We start from the raw sequence: 14829 nt of genomic DNA, 5'->3' as shown, positions 1-14829 counted from the left end.
ACCTATTCTCGATAAATCTTCACCAACAAGGGAGAATCACCGACCGATGGCACGTGATTATTACGGCATCCTCGGAGTCGACCGCAATGCAACCGACTCGGAAATCAAGAAGGCCTACCGAAAGCTGGCCCGCAAGTATCATCCCGATGTCAACCCGGGTGAAGAGGCCGCGGAGAAGTTCCGCGAGGCCTCGGTGGCACACGAGGTGTTGACGGATCCGGATAAGCGCCGCATCGTGGATATGGGCGGCGACCCCATGGAGCAGGGTGGTGGCGCAGGCCATCCGGGTGGTTTCGGCGGCAGTGGCGGCCTCGGCGATATCTTCGATGCCTTCTTCGGCGGAGGTGGAGCCTCCCGTGGGCCCAGGTCCCGTGTGCAGCCGGGCAGCGACACCCTGTGGCGCACTTCCATCACACTTGAGGATGCCTACACCGGCACCAAGAAGGACCTCACCCTGGACACGGCCGTGCTGTGTACCCACTGCCACGGATCAGGATCTGAATCCGGCAAGAAGCCACACACCTGTGGCACCTGCCATGGCTCCGGTGAGATCCAGGAAGTTCAGCGCAGCTTCCTGGGCAATGTCATGACCAGTCGCCCCTGCCACACCTGTGACGGCACCGGCGAGGTCATTCCCGATCCCTGTCAGGAGTGCTCCGGTGACGGTCGCGTGCGCGCGCGCCGTGACATCGTGGCCAACATCCCGGCAGGTATCCAGTCCGGAATGCGCATCCGCATGGCCGGTCAGGGCGAGGTGGGCTCCGGTGGTGGTCCCGCCGGTGACCTCTACATCGAGGTCATGGTCCGCCCACACGCGGTGTTCACCCGCGACGGCGACAACCTCCACGCCAGCATCCGTGTTCCCATGATCGATGCGGCCCTGGGCACCGAGCTCGAGGTCGAGTCGCTCACCGGCGAGGAAGTCACCGTCACCATTCCGGCAGGCACCCAGCCCAATGATGTGATCACGATGGAAGGCGAGGGCATGACGCGCCTGCGTTCCGAGGGCCGCGGCGATCTCATGGCCCACGTGGATCTCTTCGTCCCCACCGAGCTGGATGAGCACACCCGCGAACTCCTGGAGAAGATCCGCGACCACCGCAGTGACAATTCCTCCGTCCACCGCGAAGGCGATGACAACAGCGGATTCTTTGACAAGATCAAGAACAGGTTCCGCACCAAATAATGTCGCTGCCCGTCTTCATCTCCGACAGTGACGCGGTCGTCGGCAAGCACATCACGGTGACCGGCCCGGAAGGCCGGCATGCGGTCACCGTCAAGCGCATCACCCCGGGTGAGCGCGTCATGCTTATCGACGGCTCCGGCACCACCCGCACCTGCCTGGTCACCGCCACCGGCGGTAAAGACCGAATGGAGGTGGTGGTGGAATCCATCGAGGAGATCCCCGCCCCGAACCCACGGGTGACCATCGTGCAGGCCATCCCCAAGTCAGAACGTTCTGAACTCACAATTGACCTGCTCACCCAGGGCGGTGCCGACCGGATCGTGGCCTGGCAATCACAACGCACCATCGCGCGGTGGACGGGCAAGGAAGCCAAATCTCTGGCCAAATGGCAGACAGCCGCGGAGACCGCAGCCAAACAAGCCCGGCGTGCCACCATCCCGGAGATACTCGGTGTGGTAGACGCAGCGGGCGTGGAGCAACTCATCGCGGAATCAGATCTGGCGATCATCCTGCATGAGGAAGCCAGTTCACCGTTTAGGGAATTAACGTTCTCCGGCAGTGTTGTGGTGATCATCGGCCCCGAGGGTGGGGTGGCCCCGGAGGAGGTGGAACGCTTCACCGCAGCAGGAGCCCACACCGTCAAACTGGGGCCGGAGGTGCTCCGGACCGCATCCGCCGGGATGGTTGCCCTCGCTGCCATCGGCGTGCTGTCAGACCGCTGGTAAAGTTTCCCTCAATATACTTTCGTATGTCCCCACGGCCCCTTAAAGCCAAGCAAGTTCAGAAAGCAGGCAGATACAGCACTGTGACCAGCCCGCGAAACACACGCCCTGACGTGGTGTCCACCGTCTACAACCTCCAACGCGAACTCGCACCGACCGTTTTGGGTGTCACCGATGACAACCTGAAGGTCCTGGACAACCAGGTGGATGCCGATTTCCACGCGAGGGGCAACCGCATCGAGCTGACCGGCCCCGCACACGAGGTGTCCCGCGCCGGCAGGATCCTGGACGAGCTGCAGGCCATCGCCCGCCGTGGCCATGTGATCAGCACGGATACCGTGAAGAACGTGATCAGCATGATCAACGTGGAGACCCCGCAGTCCGTGTCCGAGATCCTCACCGGTGACATCATCGCCCGCCGCGGCAAGATCATCCGGGCCAAGACCCTGGGGCAGAAGGAATATGTGGATGCGATCGATGAGAACACGATCGTGTTCGGTGTCGGTCCCGCAGGTTCCGGCAAGACCTACCTCGCCATGGCCAAGGCCGTCCAGGCGCTGCAGACCAAACAGGTCAGCCGGATCATCCTCACCCGTCCCGCGGTGGAGGCCGGCGAGAAGCTCGGCTTCCTGCCCGGCACGCTGAATGAGAAGATCGATCCCTACCTGCGCCCGCTGCATGACGCGCTGCGTGACATGGTCGAACCCGAGGTGATCCCGAAGCTGATGGAAGCCGGGATCGTCGAGGTCGCACCACTCGCCTATATGCGTGGCCGCACCCTCAACGATGCCTTCGTGATCCTGGATGAAGCCCAGAACACCACCCCTGCGCAGATGAAGATGTTCCTCACCCGCCTGGGCTTCGGTTCCAAGATGGTGGTCACCGGTGACATCACCCAGGTGGACCTTCCAGGAGGCCAGAAATCAGGCCTGCGCCTGGTCCGTCACATCCTGCGCGGTGTGGAGGATGTGCACTTTTCCGAACTGACCTCGGAGGACGTGGTGCGACACCAGCTGGTCGGCCACATCGTCAACGCCTATGACGACTACGAGGAACTGCAGGAAAAGCGTGAATCAGAACGCCGTCGTGCCCGTGAGGAACGCGAGGCGGATCTGCGAGCTCAGACCGAACGTGAAGCCAGGGATCAGGAGAAACTGTCATGAGCATTGAGGTATTCAACGAATCCGGATGGGAGGGCGTGAACGAGGAGATGCTCATGGATGTGCTCTCCTTCGCCCTCGGCGAGATGGACATCCACCCCGATGCGGAGGCCTCCATCCACATCGTGGACATGGACACCATCGCGGATCTGCATGTGAAGTGGCTGGACCTGGAAGGTCCAACCGATGTGATGAGCTTCCCCATGGATGAGCTGACCCCCGGCTACTCCAGGCCTGACGGTGCCAGCCCCGGCCCGGCGATGCTCGGCGATATCGTGCTGTGCCCTGAATTTGCAGAGAAGCAGGCGAGCAAGGCCGGCCATGATCTGCCCCATGAACTCGCCCTGCTCACCGTTCACGGCTGCCTCCACCTGCTGGGCTATGACCACATGGAACCCGCAGCCGAGCGGGAAATGTTCGCCCTCCAGAATGAACTGCTGGCTGACTGGTATGACGACGTGGACAAACGCGGCGTGGTCTACCAGCCCAAGCCCACCGGACCGGGTGCATTCCCCACGGCCGCGGAACGCATGGAACTGGACAGGAAAATGACGGGCGAGGCTTCCGAAGCTGATACCCCTGGCATTGAGGAACAGCCCTAGATGGGCGACACCGTCTTATGGCTGACGCTGGCAACAGTGGGCTCCCTGCTGCTCTCCGGACTACTGGGGGCCATTGAGACGGCCGTATCCACCGTCTCCCGTGCCCGCGTCGAACAGATGCACAAGGACGAGATCAGCGGATCAAAAGCTCTGCTGCACGTCATAGACAACCGAGCCACCCACATCAACATGCTGGTGATGCTGCGCACCCTGCTGGATGCCACCGCAGCTGTGCTTGCCGGTGTGATCGCAGTCCACGTGGTGGTCAATGATGCCTGGGCGATCATCGCCGCAGTGGCAGTGGTTTCCCTGCTCACATTCGCCGTGGTGGGGGTGTTCGGTCGGACCGTTGGACGCAAGAACCCCTATACCGTCTCACTGCGTAGCGCCATGGTGCTCAGTGGAGTGGAGAAGATTCTGGGGCCGGTCGCCCGCCTGCTGATCTGGGTGGGCAATGTCATCGCCCCGGGTCCCGGTCTGCGCAACGGACCCTATGCCACAGAAGTGGAACTGCGTGAGATGGTCGACATCGCACAGGAACACGGCATCGTGGAGATCGAAGAGCGACGGATGATCCAATCCGTGTTCGACCTGGCCTCCACCACCGTGCGCCAGGTAATGGTGCCACGCCCGGAGATGATCTGGATCGAATCCGGCAAGACAGCCGGCCAGGCCACCGCACTCTGCGTACGCTCAGGCCATTCCCGCATCCCCGTCATCGGTGAAAACGTGGATGACATCCTCGGTGTGGTCTACCTCAAAGACCTGGTGAAGGAAACCTACTACGCCACGGATGGCGGACACTCCGTCACCGTGGATCAGGTCATGCGCCCCACCAAGTTCGTTCCCGATTCCCGCTCACTGGACACCCTTCTCCAGGAGATGCAGGAGGAACAGAATCACATCGCCCTCCTCGTGGATGAATACGGCGGCATCGCGGGACTGATCTCCATTGAGGACATCCTCGAAGAGATCGTCGGTGAGATCGCCGATGAATACGACAGCAATGAGGTGGCCCCGATCGAGAACATCGGTGACCGCACCTTCCGCGTCATGTCGCGGCTGTCCCTGGAGGATTTCCAGGACCATATCCGGGATGAACTGGATCATGAGATTGAATTCTCCGATGAGATCGAAGACCAGGTGGACACCATCGGCGGACTCCTCGCCTATGAACTCGGCCGCGTCCCACTGCCTGGTGCCACCGTGGAAAGCTCCGGTCTGAAGCTCACCGCCGAAGGGGAACGTAATCGCCGTGGGCGCCTGCGCATGCACTCTGTCGTGGTGGTGGTCTCGGAAACTGAAACGTCGGAGGATTAGGGGCAGGAGTGCTGGCTTGTCGGGGTGCTGATTGATTGGGGCCTGCTCATAGGGGTTGGGGCGGGATATCAGATTGGCCAGTGAGTAGTTGATGTGTTGCTGTTTCGTGATACCGGTCGCAGGAATAGGTGAGGCGATCGGTTGCTAACGATCCGGGTTCTGGATGGCGGGATAGCCCGGAGGAGGGTCTATGCTGGAAAGATCCAAGGAATCCAGACCTGAGGTCGCGTGCCCCCTCTTTTTGCAGCATGGGGGATGTGGCGTGGAGCTGGATCGATCATCCCAATATGTGAAGTTAGAGGATTTATGAGTTTCACCGATATCCCGGAGGGTTTCCGTTCCGGCTTCGTCAGCTTCGTCGGCCGACCCAACACCGGCAAGTCCACCCTGACCAACGCGCTGGTGGGTGAGAAAATCGCCATCACCGCTGATCAGCCCGAAACAACCCGCCACCCGATCCGTGGTCTCGTGCACCGCGATGATGCCCAGATCATCGTGGTGGATACCCCCGGTCTGCACCGCCCCCGCACCCTGCTGGGTGAGCGACTCAATGAGTCCGTCAAGGAGACCTATTCCGATGTGGACCTCATCGGTCTGACCATCCCGGCCCATGAGAAGATCGGGCCCGGTGACCGGTGGATCCTCGATGCTGTCCGCACAGCTGTCCCGAAGACTCCGATCGTGGGCATCATCACCAAGATCGACAAGGCATCGCGTGACCAGGTTGCCGCTCAGCTGATGGCTGTCCACGAGCTTCTCGGTGGCACCAGCGAAGTGGTTCCGGTGTCCTCCACCACGGGTGAGAATGTGGATACCCTGGCCACCGTCATTGCCGGTCTGCTCCCCGAAGGCCCGAAGTTCTACCCGGATGATCACATCACCGATGAGGACACCGAGACCCGGATGTCTGAACTGATCCGTGAGGCGGCACTGTCCGGTCTGAAGGATGAGCTGCCCCACTCCATCGCCGTGGAGATCGATGAGGTCCTCCCGGATCCGACCCGCCCCGGCACCCTGTCCGTCCACGCCATCATCTATGTGGAGCGGGTCGGCCAGAAGGACATCATCATGGGATTCAAGGGCCAGCGGATGGGACGCATCATCCACAACTCCCGCCTGCAGATCATCAAACTGCTCGGCCAGAACGTCTACCTGGATCTACGCATCAAGGTGCTGAAGAACTGGCAGTCCGACCCGAAGTCACTGAACCGCCTCGGGTTCTAACAGACCCTGCGGTTCGGATCACAGCCGGAGTTGGCAGGGGAGTGAAAGGGTAGGCGCGTGCGCAGGGAAAGTTACCGGGATCGTGCCCTGGTGGTGCGTACCCATGACTTCGGGGAGGCCGACCGTGTCATCGTCCTGCTCACCCGCGACCACGGCATCGTCCGGGGCGTGGCCAAGGGCGTGCGACGCTCCAAATCCCGGTTCGGCTCCCGCCTCCAACTCTTTGTGGAACTTGATGTCCAGCTCTACCCGGGGCGCAACCTGTCCACCATCTCCGGGGCGGACACCGTCGGTTACTACGCCTCCGGCATCATCGACGATTTCAAACGCTACTCAGCAGCCTCCGCTGTCCTGGAGATAGCCTCACACATCGCCCCCATGGATGAGGGGCCACATCTTTTTGATGCCACCGCCGGGATTCTGCAACGGATGCAGGGTGCACCTCATCCGGTGCTCCTGCTTGATGAGTTCATGCTCCGCTCCATGGAGCACGCCGGCTGGGCCCCGAGTCTCTTCGACTGTGCCCAGTGCGGGCGCGCCGGCCCACACACCGCCTTCCATCCGGGGGCCGGTGGTGCGGTCTGTCTCTACTGCAGGCCACAGGGCAGTGCAGAGATTCCTGCTGAGGCCCTCCACATGATGTGGCTGCTGGCCAGGGGAGCGGGTGACCGTGTGCTGGCAGAACACCCGGAGCTCACCGGCACCATCCACCGGCTCACCACAGCTCACCTGCAGTGGCACCTGGAACGCAAACTTCCCACACTTGAGGTACTCGACCAGGTGTGACAATCCCGGCATGGCACAATGGATCATTGTGAGCGAACTTGTACCCCCCAACATTCCCGCCCAATTCCTCCCGGAGCATATCGCCCTGGTGATGGATGGAAACGGTCGCTGGGCGACTGAAAAGGGCATGAAGCGCACCGAGGGCCACCGACGCGGCGAAGCCGTGCTCATGGATGTGGTCGATGCCTGCCTGGCACTCGGGGTGCCCTACCTCTCTGCGTATGCCTTCTCCACGGAGAACTGGCGCCGCTCCACCGATGAAGTCCGGTTCCTCATGGGCTTCAACCGCGATGTGCTGCGCCGCCAGCGTGATGAACTCAACCGGAAGGGCGTGCGCGTACGGTGGGTTGGTCGGCGTCCGCGTCTGTGGCGTTCGGTCATCCGTGAACTGGAGGCAGCTGAAGAGCTGACCAAGGACAACACCACCATGACCCTGGCCATGTGTGTGAATTACGGTGGACGCGCTGAGATCATCGATGCGGCCCGCGAGATCGCCCGTCTGGCGGCTCAGGGTGAACTCCGCCCGGAGCAGATCACGGAGAAGACCTTCCCGAACTTCCTCGATGAACCGGACATGCCGGATGTGGATCTCTTCCTGCGTCCCTCCGGTGAGAAACGGACCTCCAATTTTCTCCTCTGGCAATCGGCCTATGCGGAGATGGTGTACCAGGATAAACTCTTCCCGGATTTCACCCCGCAGGATCTCTTCAATGCTGTGGAGGAGTATGCCCGTCGCGACCGTCGTTTCGGTACCGCCTAGACTCGCTTCCTAGACAGAGGGGATGACCGCGTCCACAGTGAGATCCTGTGGAACGTCCCTTCAGAAGAGGGACTGCACATGAGCGACGATCCGACGAGGACCATTCCTGAAAAACCCACCCCTGATCAGCTTCGTCGATGGCGTCGGTACCTTGCCAATGAACGCGCGGAAGCCGAGGTCTACCGGGAGCTGGCGGGTAAACGCACGGGTGAGGAACGCGAGATCCTCCTGCGCCTGGCTGACGCGGAATCCCGGCACGAGGCGCACTGGCGTGACCTGCTCGGGTCTGAGGTGGGGCAACCGGGTAAACCGGATCTGCGCACCCGCATCCTTGGAGGGTTGGCCAGGAATTTCGGCTCGGTGTTCTCGCTTGCGTTGATGCAGTCCGCGGAATCGCGGAGCCCGTACACCAATGATGCCGATGCCACGGATCAGATGAGTGCTGATGAACGCATCCACGCAGAGGTCATCCGCGGATTGGCCACCCGCGGCAGGGAACGGATGAGTGGCAATTTCCGCGCCTCGGTGTTCGGGGTGAATGATGGGCTGGTGTCCAACCTCGCGTTGGTGATCGGCGTGATGGCATCCGGGGTGGCACCCCAGATCGTGTTGCTGACCGGTGTGTCCGGTCTGCTCTCCGGTGCGCTGTCCATGGCCGCCGGTGAGTACATATCGGTGCGTTCACAGCTCGAGTTGCTTGATGCCTCCACGCCCGATCCGGATGCCCAGAAGGCCATCCCGGAACTTGACGTGGATGCCAATGAGTTGGAGCTTGTCTACCGCGCGCGTGGCCTGGGGGAGGGGGAGGCGGCGGCGAAGGCAGCGGCGGTCTTTGCCCGCCTGGGTGAGCTTGACGACGCCCCCCTCATCCCCACCGAAGACCGTCCCGAGACAGGAAGCGCCCGCTCAGCCGCTCTGTTCAGCTTCCTCAGCTTCGCCGTAGGTGCCTTCATCCCGATCATCCCCCACGTGATCGGACTGACCGGACTGGTGGCCGGCGTGGTGTCACTCATTCTCGTGGGTGTCTCCCTGCTGCTGACAGGCGGAATCACCGGTGTGCTGTCAGGAAGACCACCTCTGTACCGTGCCCTTCGACAGCTCGGCATCGGATTCGGGGCAGCATCCGTGACTTATATGCTCGGCCTCGCCTTCGGGATGATCCTATAACCGGGTCAGTTATTCCGGCACGCGGGGCACAGTCCGAAGATCTCCGCTTCGTGGCTGGTCACGCTGAAACCATGGGAGTCTGCCACGTTCTTAGCCCAGGATTCCACCGGGCCACCATCGATTTCCTCGGTCCTGCCGCACTGGGTGCACACCAGGTGATGGTGGTGTCCCTCATCGTGGCATTGGCGGTACAGGGTCTCACCACCGGTGACGTTGAGAACATCCACCGCGCCGATCTCCGCCAATGACTGAAGTGTGCGGTAGACCGTGGTCAACCCAACCGAATGTTCGCGGGAATTAAGCTCAGCATGAATGGCCTTGGCAGAGGCGAAATTATCTATCTCTTCCAGGATCTCCACCACAGCCTTGCGTTGCCTGGTGCTGCGCACACCGAGTTTTGGTGTGGACTTCTCACCGTGTCGATTCAGGCTCATCGCCGTCCTCCTCACCACTCTAGGAAAAACCGCTGTGATTACCGCTGATACTACTCGGAAGTCTTGTTTGCAGCTTCCAACGCCAGCTTGAGCAGGTCAATGGCCATGGGCTGGGCAAGCGAGTAGGACATCTGGCGACCCATGCGATCAGCGTTAACCAGATTCACACCTTTGAGCACCTTCAGATGCTGACTCACCAGTGGCTGGGAACTACCCACGAGAGCGACAAGTTCAGACACATAGTGTGGACGCTCATTCAGGGCAATCAACATGCGGATACGCAGGGGTGAATCCACGGCACGGATCAGCGAGCTGATGGCTGCAACATTTTCCGGGGAGCCCAGATCGGTGGAATCCGTTGTGGTTCTGGTAGCGGGATAGGAAGAAATGGATTGATCCACTTCATCTTCCAACGGCGCAATGAAACTGCGGGTTGAGTCTTTTACCATGGAGGTCTCCTTCCGGGCCGGAAACCCTGGGGTAGAGCCCCCGGAATTGGCAACTTATCTGTTACTATAGCCGGTTACCCTGGCGTAATTGGCATTTTGTAAATACCCTAGGCAGCATCTGGGGGTAACCGTGGGGCATTAATTTCGCCGCTGTCCATATGTCTGCTTAACCCCTTGTGATGTATTTACGGATACGGGTAGAAGAATCTGCGTTGTCGGGGCCGAGCGGTGGTTATTCCACCTGTTGGGCTAGGATTGTCAAGGTCTGTCCTTTTAGATGGGGACACTTGAATCAGCAATCGACCTGGAGGAGAGCATCCGACGTGGCTCAGCAATCGATCATCGACACCGTTGTTAATCTGTGTAAACGACGTGGACTGGTGTACCCCTGTGGTGAGATCTACGGCGGCACCCGCTCCGCATGGGATTACGGCCCCCTCGGTGTGGAACTGAAGGAGAACATCAAGCGCCAGTGGTGGCGCACCATGGTCACATCCCGCCCGGACGTGGTTGGCGTGGACACCTCTGTCATCCTGCCTCGTCAGGTCTGGGTCACCTCCGGCCACGTTGAGGTCTTCACCGACCCCCTGGTGGAGTCCCTCCACACCCACAAGCGTTACCGCGCTGATCACCTGCTCGAGGAGTACGAGGAGAAGCACGGCCACCCACCGGTCAATGGTCTCGCTGACATCAATGATCCGGTCACCGGCCAGCCGGGCAACTGGACTGAGCCGAAGGCCTTCTCCGGTCTGCTCAAGACCTACCTGGGCCCTGTTGATGATGAGGAGGGTCTGCACTACCTGCGTCCGGAGACGGCACAGGGCATCTTCGTCAACTTCAAGAACGTGATGAACTCCTCCCGCATCAAGCCACCGTTCGGCATCGCCAACATCGGCAAGTCCTTCCGTAATGAGATCACCCCGGGTAACTTCATTTTCCGTACCCGAGAGTTCGAGCAGATGGAGATGGAATTCTTTGTCAAGCCGGGCGAGGATGAAGAGTGGCACCAGTACTGGATCGATGCTCGCCACCAGTGGTACATCGATCTGGGTGTGAACCCGGAGAACCTGCGCCTTTACGAACACCCGCAGGAGAAGCTGTCCCACTACTCCAAGCGCACCGTTGACATCGAATACGCCTTCAATTTCGCCAACACCAAGTGGGGCGAGCTCGAGGGTATCGCCAACCGCACCGACTACGATCTGCGTGTCCACTCCGAAGGCTCCGGTGAGGATCTGTCCTACTTCGATCAGGAGACCGGAGAGCGCTGGATCCCGTTCGTCATCGAGCCTGCCGCGGGTCTCGGTCGCGCGATGATGGTCTTCCTCATGGATGCCTACCACGAGGATGAGGCTCCAAACTCCAAGGGTGGAGTGGACAAGCGCGTCGTGCTGAAGCTGGACCGTCGTCTGGCTCCGGTCAAGGTCGCCGTCCTGCCACTGTCCAAGAAACCTGAGCTGTCCGGCCCGGCCGAGAAGCTGGCAGCTGAGCTGCGCCAGTTCTGGAACGTTGACTACGACACCTCCGGTGCCATCGGACGTCGTTACCGTCGCCAGGATGAGATCGGAACGCCGTTCTGTATCACCGTGGACTTTGACACCCTGGAAGACAACGCTGTCACCGTCCGTGAGCGTGACACCATGGAGCAGGTCCGTGTTCCACTGGATGAGCTCCAGGGTTACCTCGCACAGCAGCTGCTCGGCTGCTAGGCATCAGAAGTAGCGCTGTGTAAGCAGTGGAAGAGGGGAAGCACCGGCTGGGTACAGCCGGTGCTATTCTGTTTTCATGACCACGAAGGATCTCGCCGTGACCGAGTACACCTCCTGGGGCAAACGCACCAAGATTGAGGGCCAGATTTCCACCGACCTCCTCCGCGGGGATGAACAGGCACAGCTGGGAACCTTCGGTGATTCCACCTCCAAGGCTTTCACCTCCACAGCTGTGGTGGGGGATCAGGAGTGGCAGTTATCCTTCGATATCGATGGCACAGCCTCTGCAACTCTGCCCGATGGCAGGGTGTTCACTGCGAACCCTGGCGAGAAGGGCTTTTCCAAAGCCAAGAACGTTGATATCGACATGGATGGCGTGCACATGGTGGCCATCAATGAGAACAAGGCCAACTGGATCATCGATGATGCCAATTCTGACAAAGTAGGTCAGTTCACCGGTGTGAACAACGGACTGCGCCGCGCAATCCTGGAGTTCGAGGAGGGAGTGCAGCTGCCCCGCGAGCAGGAAGTGTTCCTCTCCTGGATCACCCGCAAGACCCTGGAATCCCGGATGCTCGGTTCCAGCTGGGGCCTGACCATCTTTTTGATTGTGCTCACCCCGATCATCATCTTCTTGATGTTCACCTGATCCCCTTCGCCGAGGTAATTGAAGCCCCAGGTATTTCACATGGACAAAACGAAACGCCCCAAAGCGGGCATCTTCGGAGCGCACACCCGGGAAACCTGGGCATGGCTCGGCAATGAGCTTTTCGACGAATCCGGTGAGATCATCGCCGATGTCAGATCCGATGTTCTCTACGTTGCACATGAACGCCTCCTCATCGAATCCACCCCCGGCGCGATGAGATTCCGGTGCCGGGCAACCACCTCCGATGGCTCGGTGTACACGATTACCCAGGAATCCTTCTCCGTGAGCGAACTGGTCGCCCGATGCGGCGACCGCGTCTATGAACTGCGGAGGGTCTCTCCGTGGCGCAAGGAACGCATGATCACCAATGGAGGCGTGGAGGTGGCCCGCATGCGTCCCATGACGAGCGGGCGCGTGGAATTCCAGGTGGGCACCGCAGGGGAGGAGAAACTCCCCTTCGTTGATGCGGTGTTCCTCAGCTGGGGTTGTGTGTTGGTGGATTCGGCTGTGAGACGACCGAGGATCTGACCCCGGGGTTTCTTAGAAGCGGCCTCCGCGGAACCCGCCGCCTCCACCGCCAAAGCCGCCTCCGCCACCGAACCCGCCGCCTCCGCCAAAGCCACCTCCTCCGAATCCACCGCCTCCAAATCCTCCACCGCGACCACCGCTGTTGAGGATGGAGTTGATCACCATGCCGGCAACGATCGCACCACCGGTGCCACCGGAGCGGTTCTGACGGTTCATGCGGTTGTTGTAATCGTTGATATCAGAACGAGCGGACTTGGTGGCACGCTGGGCCGCCACAGATGCCTGGCGCGCATATTCGGTAGCTGCGCGGGTGTCGGAGACCCGGCTCTGCTGCGCCATGGCGTGCAGTTTCCTGGCGTTGGCCAGGTGGGTCCGGGCATCGGACTTCACGATGCGCCCACGGGTGGACACCAGATCCTCAGCACTTTGGATCTGCTTGGTGGCAGCCTCCAGCTGCTGATCGAAGACACGGAGTTGACGCTGCTGGTCTGCGGCGGTGGCTCGAACTGCATCGAGTTGGACATCCAGGTCGGAGTCGATGTCGGTGAGCTCGGTGTAGGTGCCCAGGGGGTCTGTCTCTGCGTCGGCACGCGCGGTGGTGAGCGCCTCGGCCGCGCGGCGGACCGCATCGTCGAGGGCATCCCAGTCTGCCCGGGTTCCGTCCTGGCTGGCCTGCCTCTTCAGCTGCGCGGCTTCGGCGATCTCCTCCTCGATCTCGGTGATCAGGTCGGAGACATTGCCTCGCGCCACCGCGATGTTCTCATCGGCGTGTTCCACACCTTCGAGCATGCGGTCGGCGGTGGCCACGGCGTGCTCAGCCTCCCGGATGGCTTCGACCAGGCCACCCTGCTGGCCGGCGGGTTTTGCCTGCAGTTCGCGTGCGGTGGAGAGGACCTTCTCTGATTCATCAAGCGCTGCGGTGGCCAGTTCCACGTTGTCATCGATGCTCTCCAGAACGCCTGAGCTGTAACGGGTACGCAGGTCTTCCAGGGTGGCGGACACCTTGGGTAGGCGGGTGCGCACATCGATGGTCTTCTGGGTGATCTCATCCAGTTTGGATTCGGCATTGACCAGGAGATTGCGCATCTCTGCGAAGTTCTCCGCCTCCGCGTCCAGGGCGTCATCCGCCTGGCCGCAGGAGGAGATGATCTCCACCAGCATGGCGCGCTTTTCGGCCTCTGATTCCGGAATGGAATCGTTGAGCCGCTGCTGAAGCCCGAACGCCTTCTGCAGGGTGGACTGGGAATGGTTCATCGCGCGGGTGAAACTGCGGGTGCGCTCAGGACCGAACTCCGCCTGGGCGATCTCCAGTTCCTCCTTGCCGCGGCGGATGGATTCATCAGTGGATGCCAGTTCCTCCTCAGCCAGGGATTCCAGGGTCTCCATCGGCAGCTGCATCAGGCGGTTGGTGTCACGGGGGTCGATGTTGCGGGCGTCGGCAAGCGTTGCTGTGTTTTCCTTCTTCCGACGGTTGCGGTTGTAGGCCCACAGGCCACCACCGGCGGCCACCACGCCAGCGCCGGCTGCGCCCAGCCAGGCGAGCGACTCACCGGAGACCTCGGAGCCTCCTGCGCCGCCGGTGACAGACTCCGCAAGATCAATGGCGGACTGGACGAAGTCGCCTTCAACAAGCTGTGCATAGGTGGCGTTGTAGGCACTATCAAGTTCAGCATCGGTCCACTGCTGGCCAGCCTGGATGCCAAACAGGCCTTCATCAGGAGCTACCGCGTAGATGAGCACGTTGCCACCACCGTTGGTGGTCAGTGCCTGCTGTGTCCAGGCATCCGGGTCCGCCCCGTCAAAGGAGTTGAGGAACACCACGAAGATCTCCCGCTGTTCCTCAGTGCGCGCGGTGTTGATGGCCTCTTCGATGGCGGAGATATCCGACCCGGACAGCGTGCCGGTGTAATCGGTGACCCGCTCCGAATAGAGCTGTGGTGCCTCGGCGAGCACCACCTCGTTGGCGGACACCGGGAAGGTACCAACGAGGAGCACCCCACCTGCGCCCAGGGCTAATGCGGCCGCGGACGTGGTCATCACCCGAGCCATGTACTGACGGACATTCTCCACACGCTTGTTCATGCGCACCACAATACCGACACAATCACCAACACCCCTGGCACACTGGTGAAG

The 14829-nt window shown here is 61.1% G+C and carries 15 protein-coding genes; 12 read left to right on the top strand and 3 right to left on the bottom strand.

What is annotated here, in order from left to right; translation table 11 throughout:
* Positions 1–46 precede the first annotated feature (46 nt).
* From dnaJ to CFAEC_RS09805, 9 genes are all read left to right on the top strand, one after another.
* Complete coding sequence (gene dnaJ / locus CFAEC_RS09845; protein ID WP_290276440.1) at positions 47–1186, top strand: molecular chaperone DnaJ; 1140 nt, start codon at positions 47–49, stop codon at positions 1184–1186.
* Positions 1186–1911: a 16S rRNA (uracil(1498)-N(3))-methyltransferase gene (locus tag CFAEC_RS09840; protein WP_290276438.1), complete on the top strand. Its 726-nt coding sequence runs from the start codon at positions 1186–1188 to the stop codon at positions 1909–1911. The genes dnaJ and CFAEC_RS09840 overlap by 1 nt, the downstream gene beginning before the upstream one ends.
* Before the next feature lie 80 nt (positions 1912–1991).
* On the top strand, positions 1992–3071 hold the full coding sequence (locus tag CFAEC_RS09835) for a PhoH family protein (RefSeq protein WP_290276436.1): 1080 nt from the start codon (positions 1992–1994) through the stop codon (positions 3069–3071).
* Complete coding sequence (gene ybeY / locus CFAEC_RS09830; protein ID WP_290276434.1) at positions 3068–3670, top strand: rRNA maturation RNase YbeY; 603 nt, start codon at positions 3068–3070, stop codon at positions 3668–3670. The genes CFAEC_RS09835 and ybeY overlap by 4 nt, the downstream gene beginning before the upstream one ends.
* Entirely contained in the window at positions 3671–4990 is a 1320-nt protein-coding gene (locus CFAEC_RS09825; RefSeq protein ID WP_290276432.1) for a hemolysin family protein, read from the top strand.
* Between the two features lie 306 nt (positions 4991–5296).
* Positions 5297–6214, top strand: coding sequence for a GTPase Era (era, locus tag CFAEC_RS09820; RefSeq protein WP_290276430.1), 918 nt, complete (start codon positions 5297–5299; stop codon positions 6212–6214).
* 57 nt (positions 6215–6271) lie between these two features.
* Positions 6272–7000 (top strand): DNA repair protein RecO, encoded by a 729-nt coding sequence (gene recO / locus CFAEC_RS09815; RefSeq protein ID WP_290276428.1) that lies wholly within the window; start codon positions 6272–6274, stop codon positions 6998–7000.
* Positions 7001–7025: 25 nt separating this feature from the next.
* Positions 7026–7760 (top strand): isoprenyl transferase, encoded by a 735-nt coding sequence (locus CFAEC_RS09810; RefSeq protein ID WP_290279867.1) that lies wholly within the window; start codon positions 7026–7028, stop codon positions 7758–7760.
* A 78-nt stretch (positions 7761–7838) separates the two neighbouring features.
* A complete protein-coding gene (locus CFAEC_RS09805; protein WP_290276426.1) occupies positions 7839–8927 on the top strand; it encodes a VIT1/CCC1 transporter family protein in 1089 nt (362 codons plus the stop codon).
* Positions 8928–8932: 5 nt separating this feature from the next.
* On the opposite strand, the gene CFAEC_RS09800 is transcribed toward CFAEC_RS09805, so the two are convergent.
* On the bottom strand, positions 8933–9361 hold the full coding sequence (locus CFAEC_RS09800; protein ID WP_290276424.1) for a Fur family transcriptional regulator: 429 nt from the start codon (positions 9359–9361) through the stop codon (positions 8933–8935).
* A gap of 50 nt (positions 9362–9411) precedes the next feature.
* Complete coding sequence (locus CFAEC_RS09795; RefSeq protein WP_290276421.1) at positions 9412–9810, bottom strand: ArsR/SmtB family transcription factor; 399 nt, start codon at positions 9808–9810, stop codon at positions 9412–9414.
* Between the two features lie 323 nt (positions 9811–10133).
* On the opposite strand from CFAEC_RS09795, the gene CFAEC_RS09790 reads away from it, so the two are divergent.
* The 3 genes from CFAEC_RS09790 (at position 10134) to CFAEC_RS09780 (ending at position 12696) form a co-directional block, all read left to right on the top strand.
* On the top strand, positions 10134–11519 hold the full coding sequence (locus CFAEC_RS09790; protein ID WP_290276418.1) for a glycine--tRNA ligase: 1386 nt from the start codon (positions 10134–10136) through the stop codon (positions 11517–11519).
* 76 nt (positions 11520–11595) lie between these two features.
* A complete protein-coding gene (locus CFAEC_RS09785) occupies positions 11596–12168 on the top strand; it encodes a hypothetical protein (RefSeq protein WP_290276416.1) in 573 nt (190 codons plus the stop codon).
* A gap of 39 nt (positions 12169–12207) precedes the next feature.
* Entirely contained in the window at positions 12208–12696 is a 489-nt protein-coding gene (locus tag CFAEC_RS09780) for a hypothetical protein (protein ID WP_290276414.1), read from the top strand.
* 12 nt (positions 12697–12708) lie between these two features.
* Here CFAEC_RS09780 and CFAEC_RS09775 read toward each other — a convergent pair whose 3' ends face one another.
* Positions 12709–14778 carry a TPM domain-containing protein gene (locus tag CFAEC_RS09775; protein WP_290276413.1) on the bottom strand — a complete coding sequence of 690 codons (2070 nt, stop codon included), beginning with the start codon at positions 14776–14778 and terminating at the stop codon, positions 12709–12711.
* Between the last annotated feature and the right edge of the window lie 51 nt (positions 14779–14829).

Origin of the sequence: Corynebacterium faecale (assembly GCF_030408735.1) — a bacterium.
In the GTDB taxonomy this organism is placed as follows: Bacteria; Actinomycetota; Actinomycetes; order Mycobacteriales; family Mycobacteriaceae; genus Corynebacterium; species Corynebacterium faecale.
The sequence above is the reverse complement of the archived record's forward strand: the minus strand, read 5'-3'. Positions and strand labels throughout refer to the sequence as shown.

Excerpts from the sequence above, each read along its gene's own strand:
- CFAEC_RS09775 (WP_290276413.1), bottom strand. The coding sequence starts at position 14,778 with ATGAACAAGCGTGTGGAGAATGTCCGTCAGTACATGGCTCGGGTGATG.
- CFAEC_RS09795 (WP_290276421.1), bottom strand. The coding sequence starts at position 9,810 with ATGGTAAAAGACTCAACCCGCAGTTTCATTGCGCCGTTGGAAGATGAA.
- ybeY (WP_290276434.1), top strand. The coding sequence starts at position 3,068 with ATGAGCATTGAGGTATTCAACGAATCCGGATGGGAGGGCGTGAACGAG.
- CFAEC_RS09800 (WP_290276424.1), bottom strand. The coding sequence starts at position 9,361 with ATGAGCCTGAATCGACACGGTGAGAAGTCCACACCAAAACTCGGTGTG.
- CFAEC_RS09805 (WP_290276426.1), top strand. The coding sequence starts at position 7,839 with ATGAGCGACGATCCGACGAGGACCATTCCTGAAAAACCCACCCCTGAT.
- CFAEC_RS09780 (WP_290276414.1), top strand. The coding sequence starts at position 12,208 with ATGGACAAAACGAAACGCCCCAAAGCGGGCATCTTCGGAGCGCACACC.
- era (WP_290276430.1), top strand. The coding sequence starts at position 5,297 with ATGAGTTTCACCGATATCCCGGAGGGTTTCCGTTCCGGCTTCGTCAGC.
- CFAEC_RS09825 (WP_290276432.1), top strand. The coding sequence starts at position 3,671 with ATGGGCGACACCGTCTTATGGCTGACGCTGGCAACAGTGGGCTCCCTG.
- CFAEC_RS09785 (WP_290276416.1), top strand. The coding sequence starts at position 11,596 with ATGACCACGAAGGATCTCGCCGTGACCGAGTACACCTCCTGGGGCAAA.
- dnaJ (WP_290276440.1), top strand. The coding sequence starts at position 47 with ATGGCACGTGATTATTACGGCATCCTCGGAGTCGACCGCAATGCAACC.
- CFAEC_RS09840 (WP_290276438.1), top strand. The coding sequence starts at position 1,186 with ATGTCGCTGCCCGTCTTCATCTCCGACAGTGACGCGGTCGTCGGCAAG.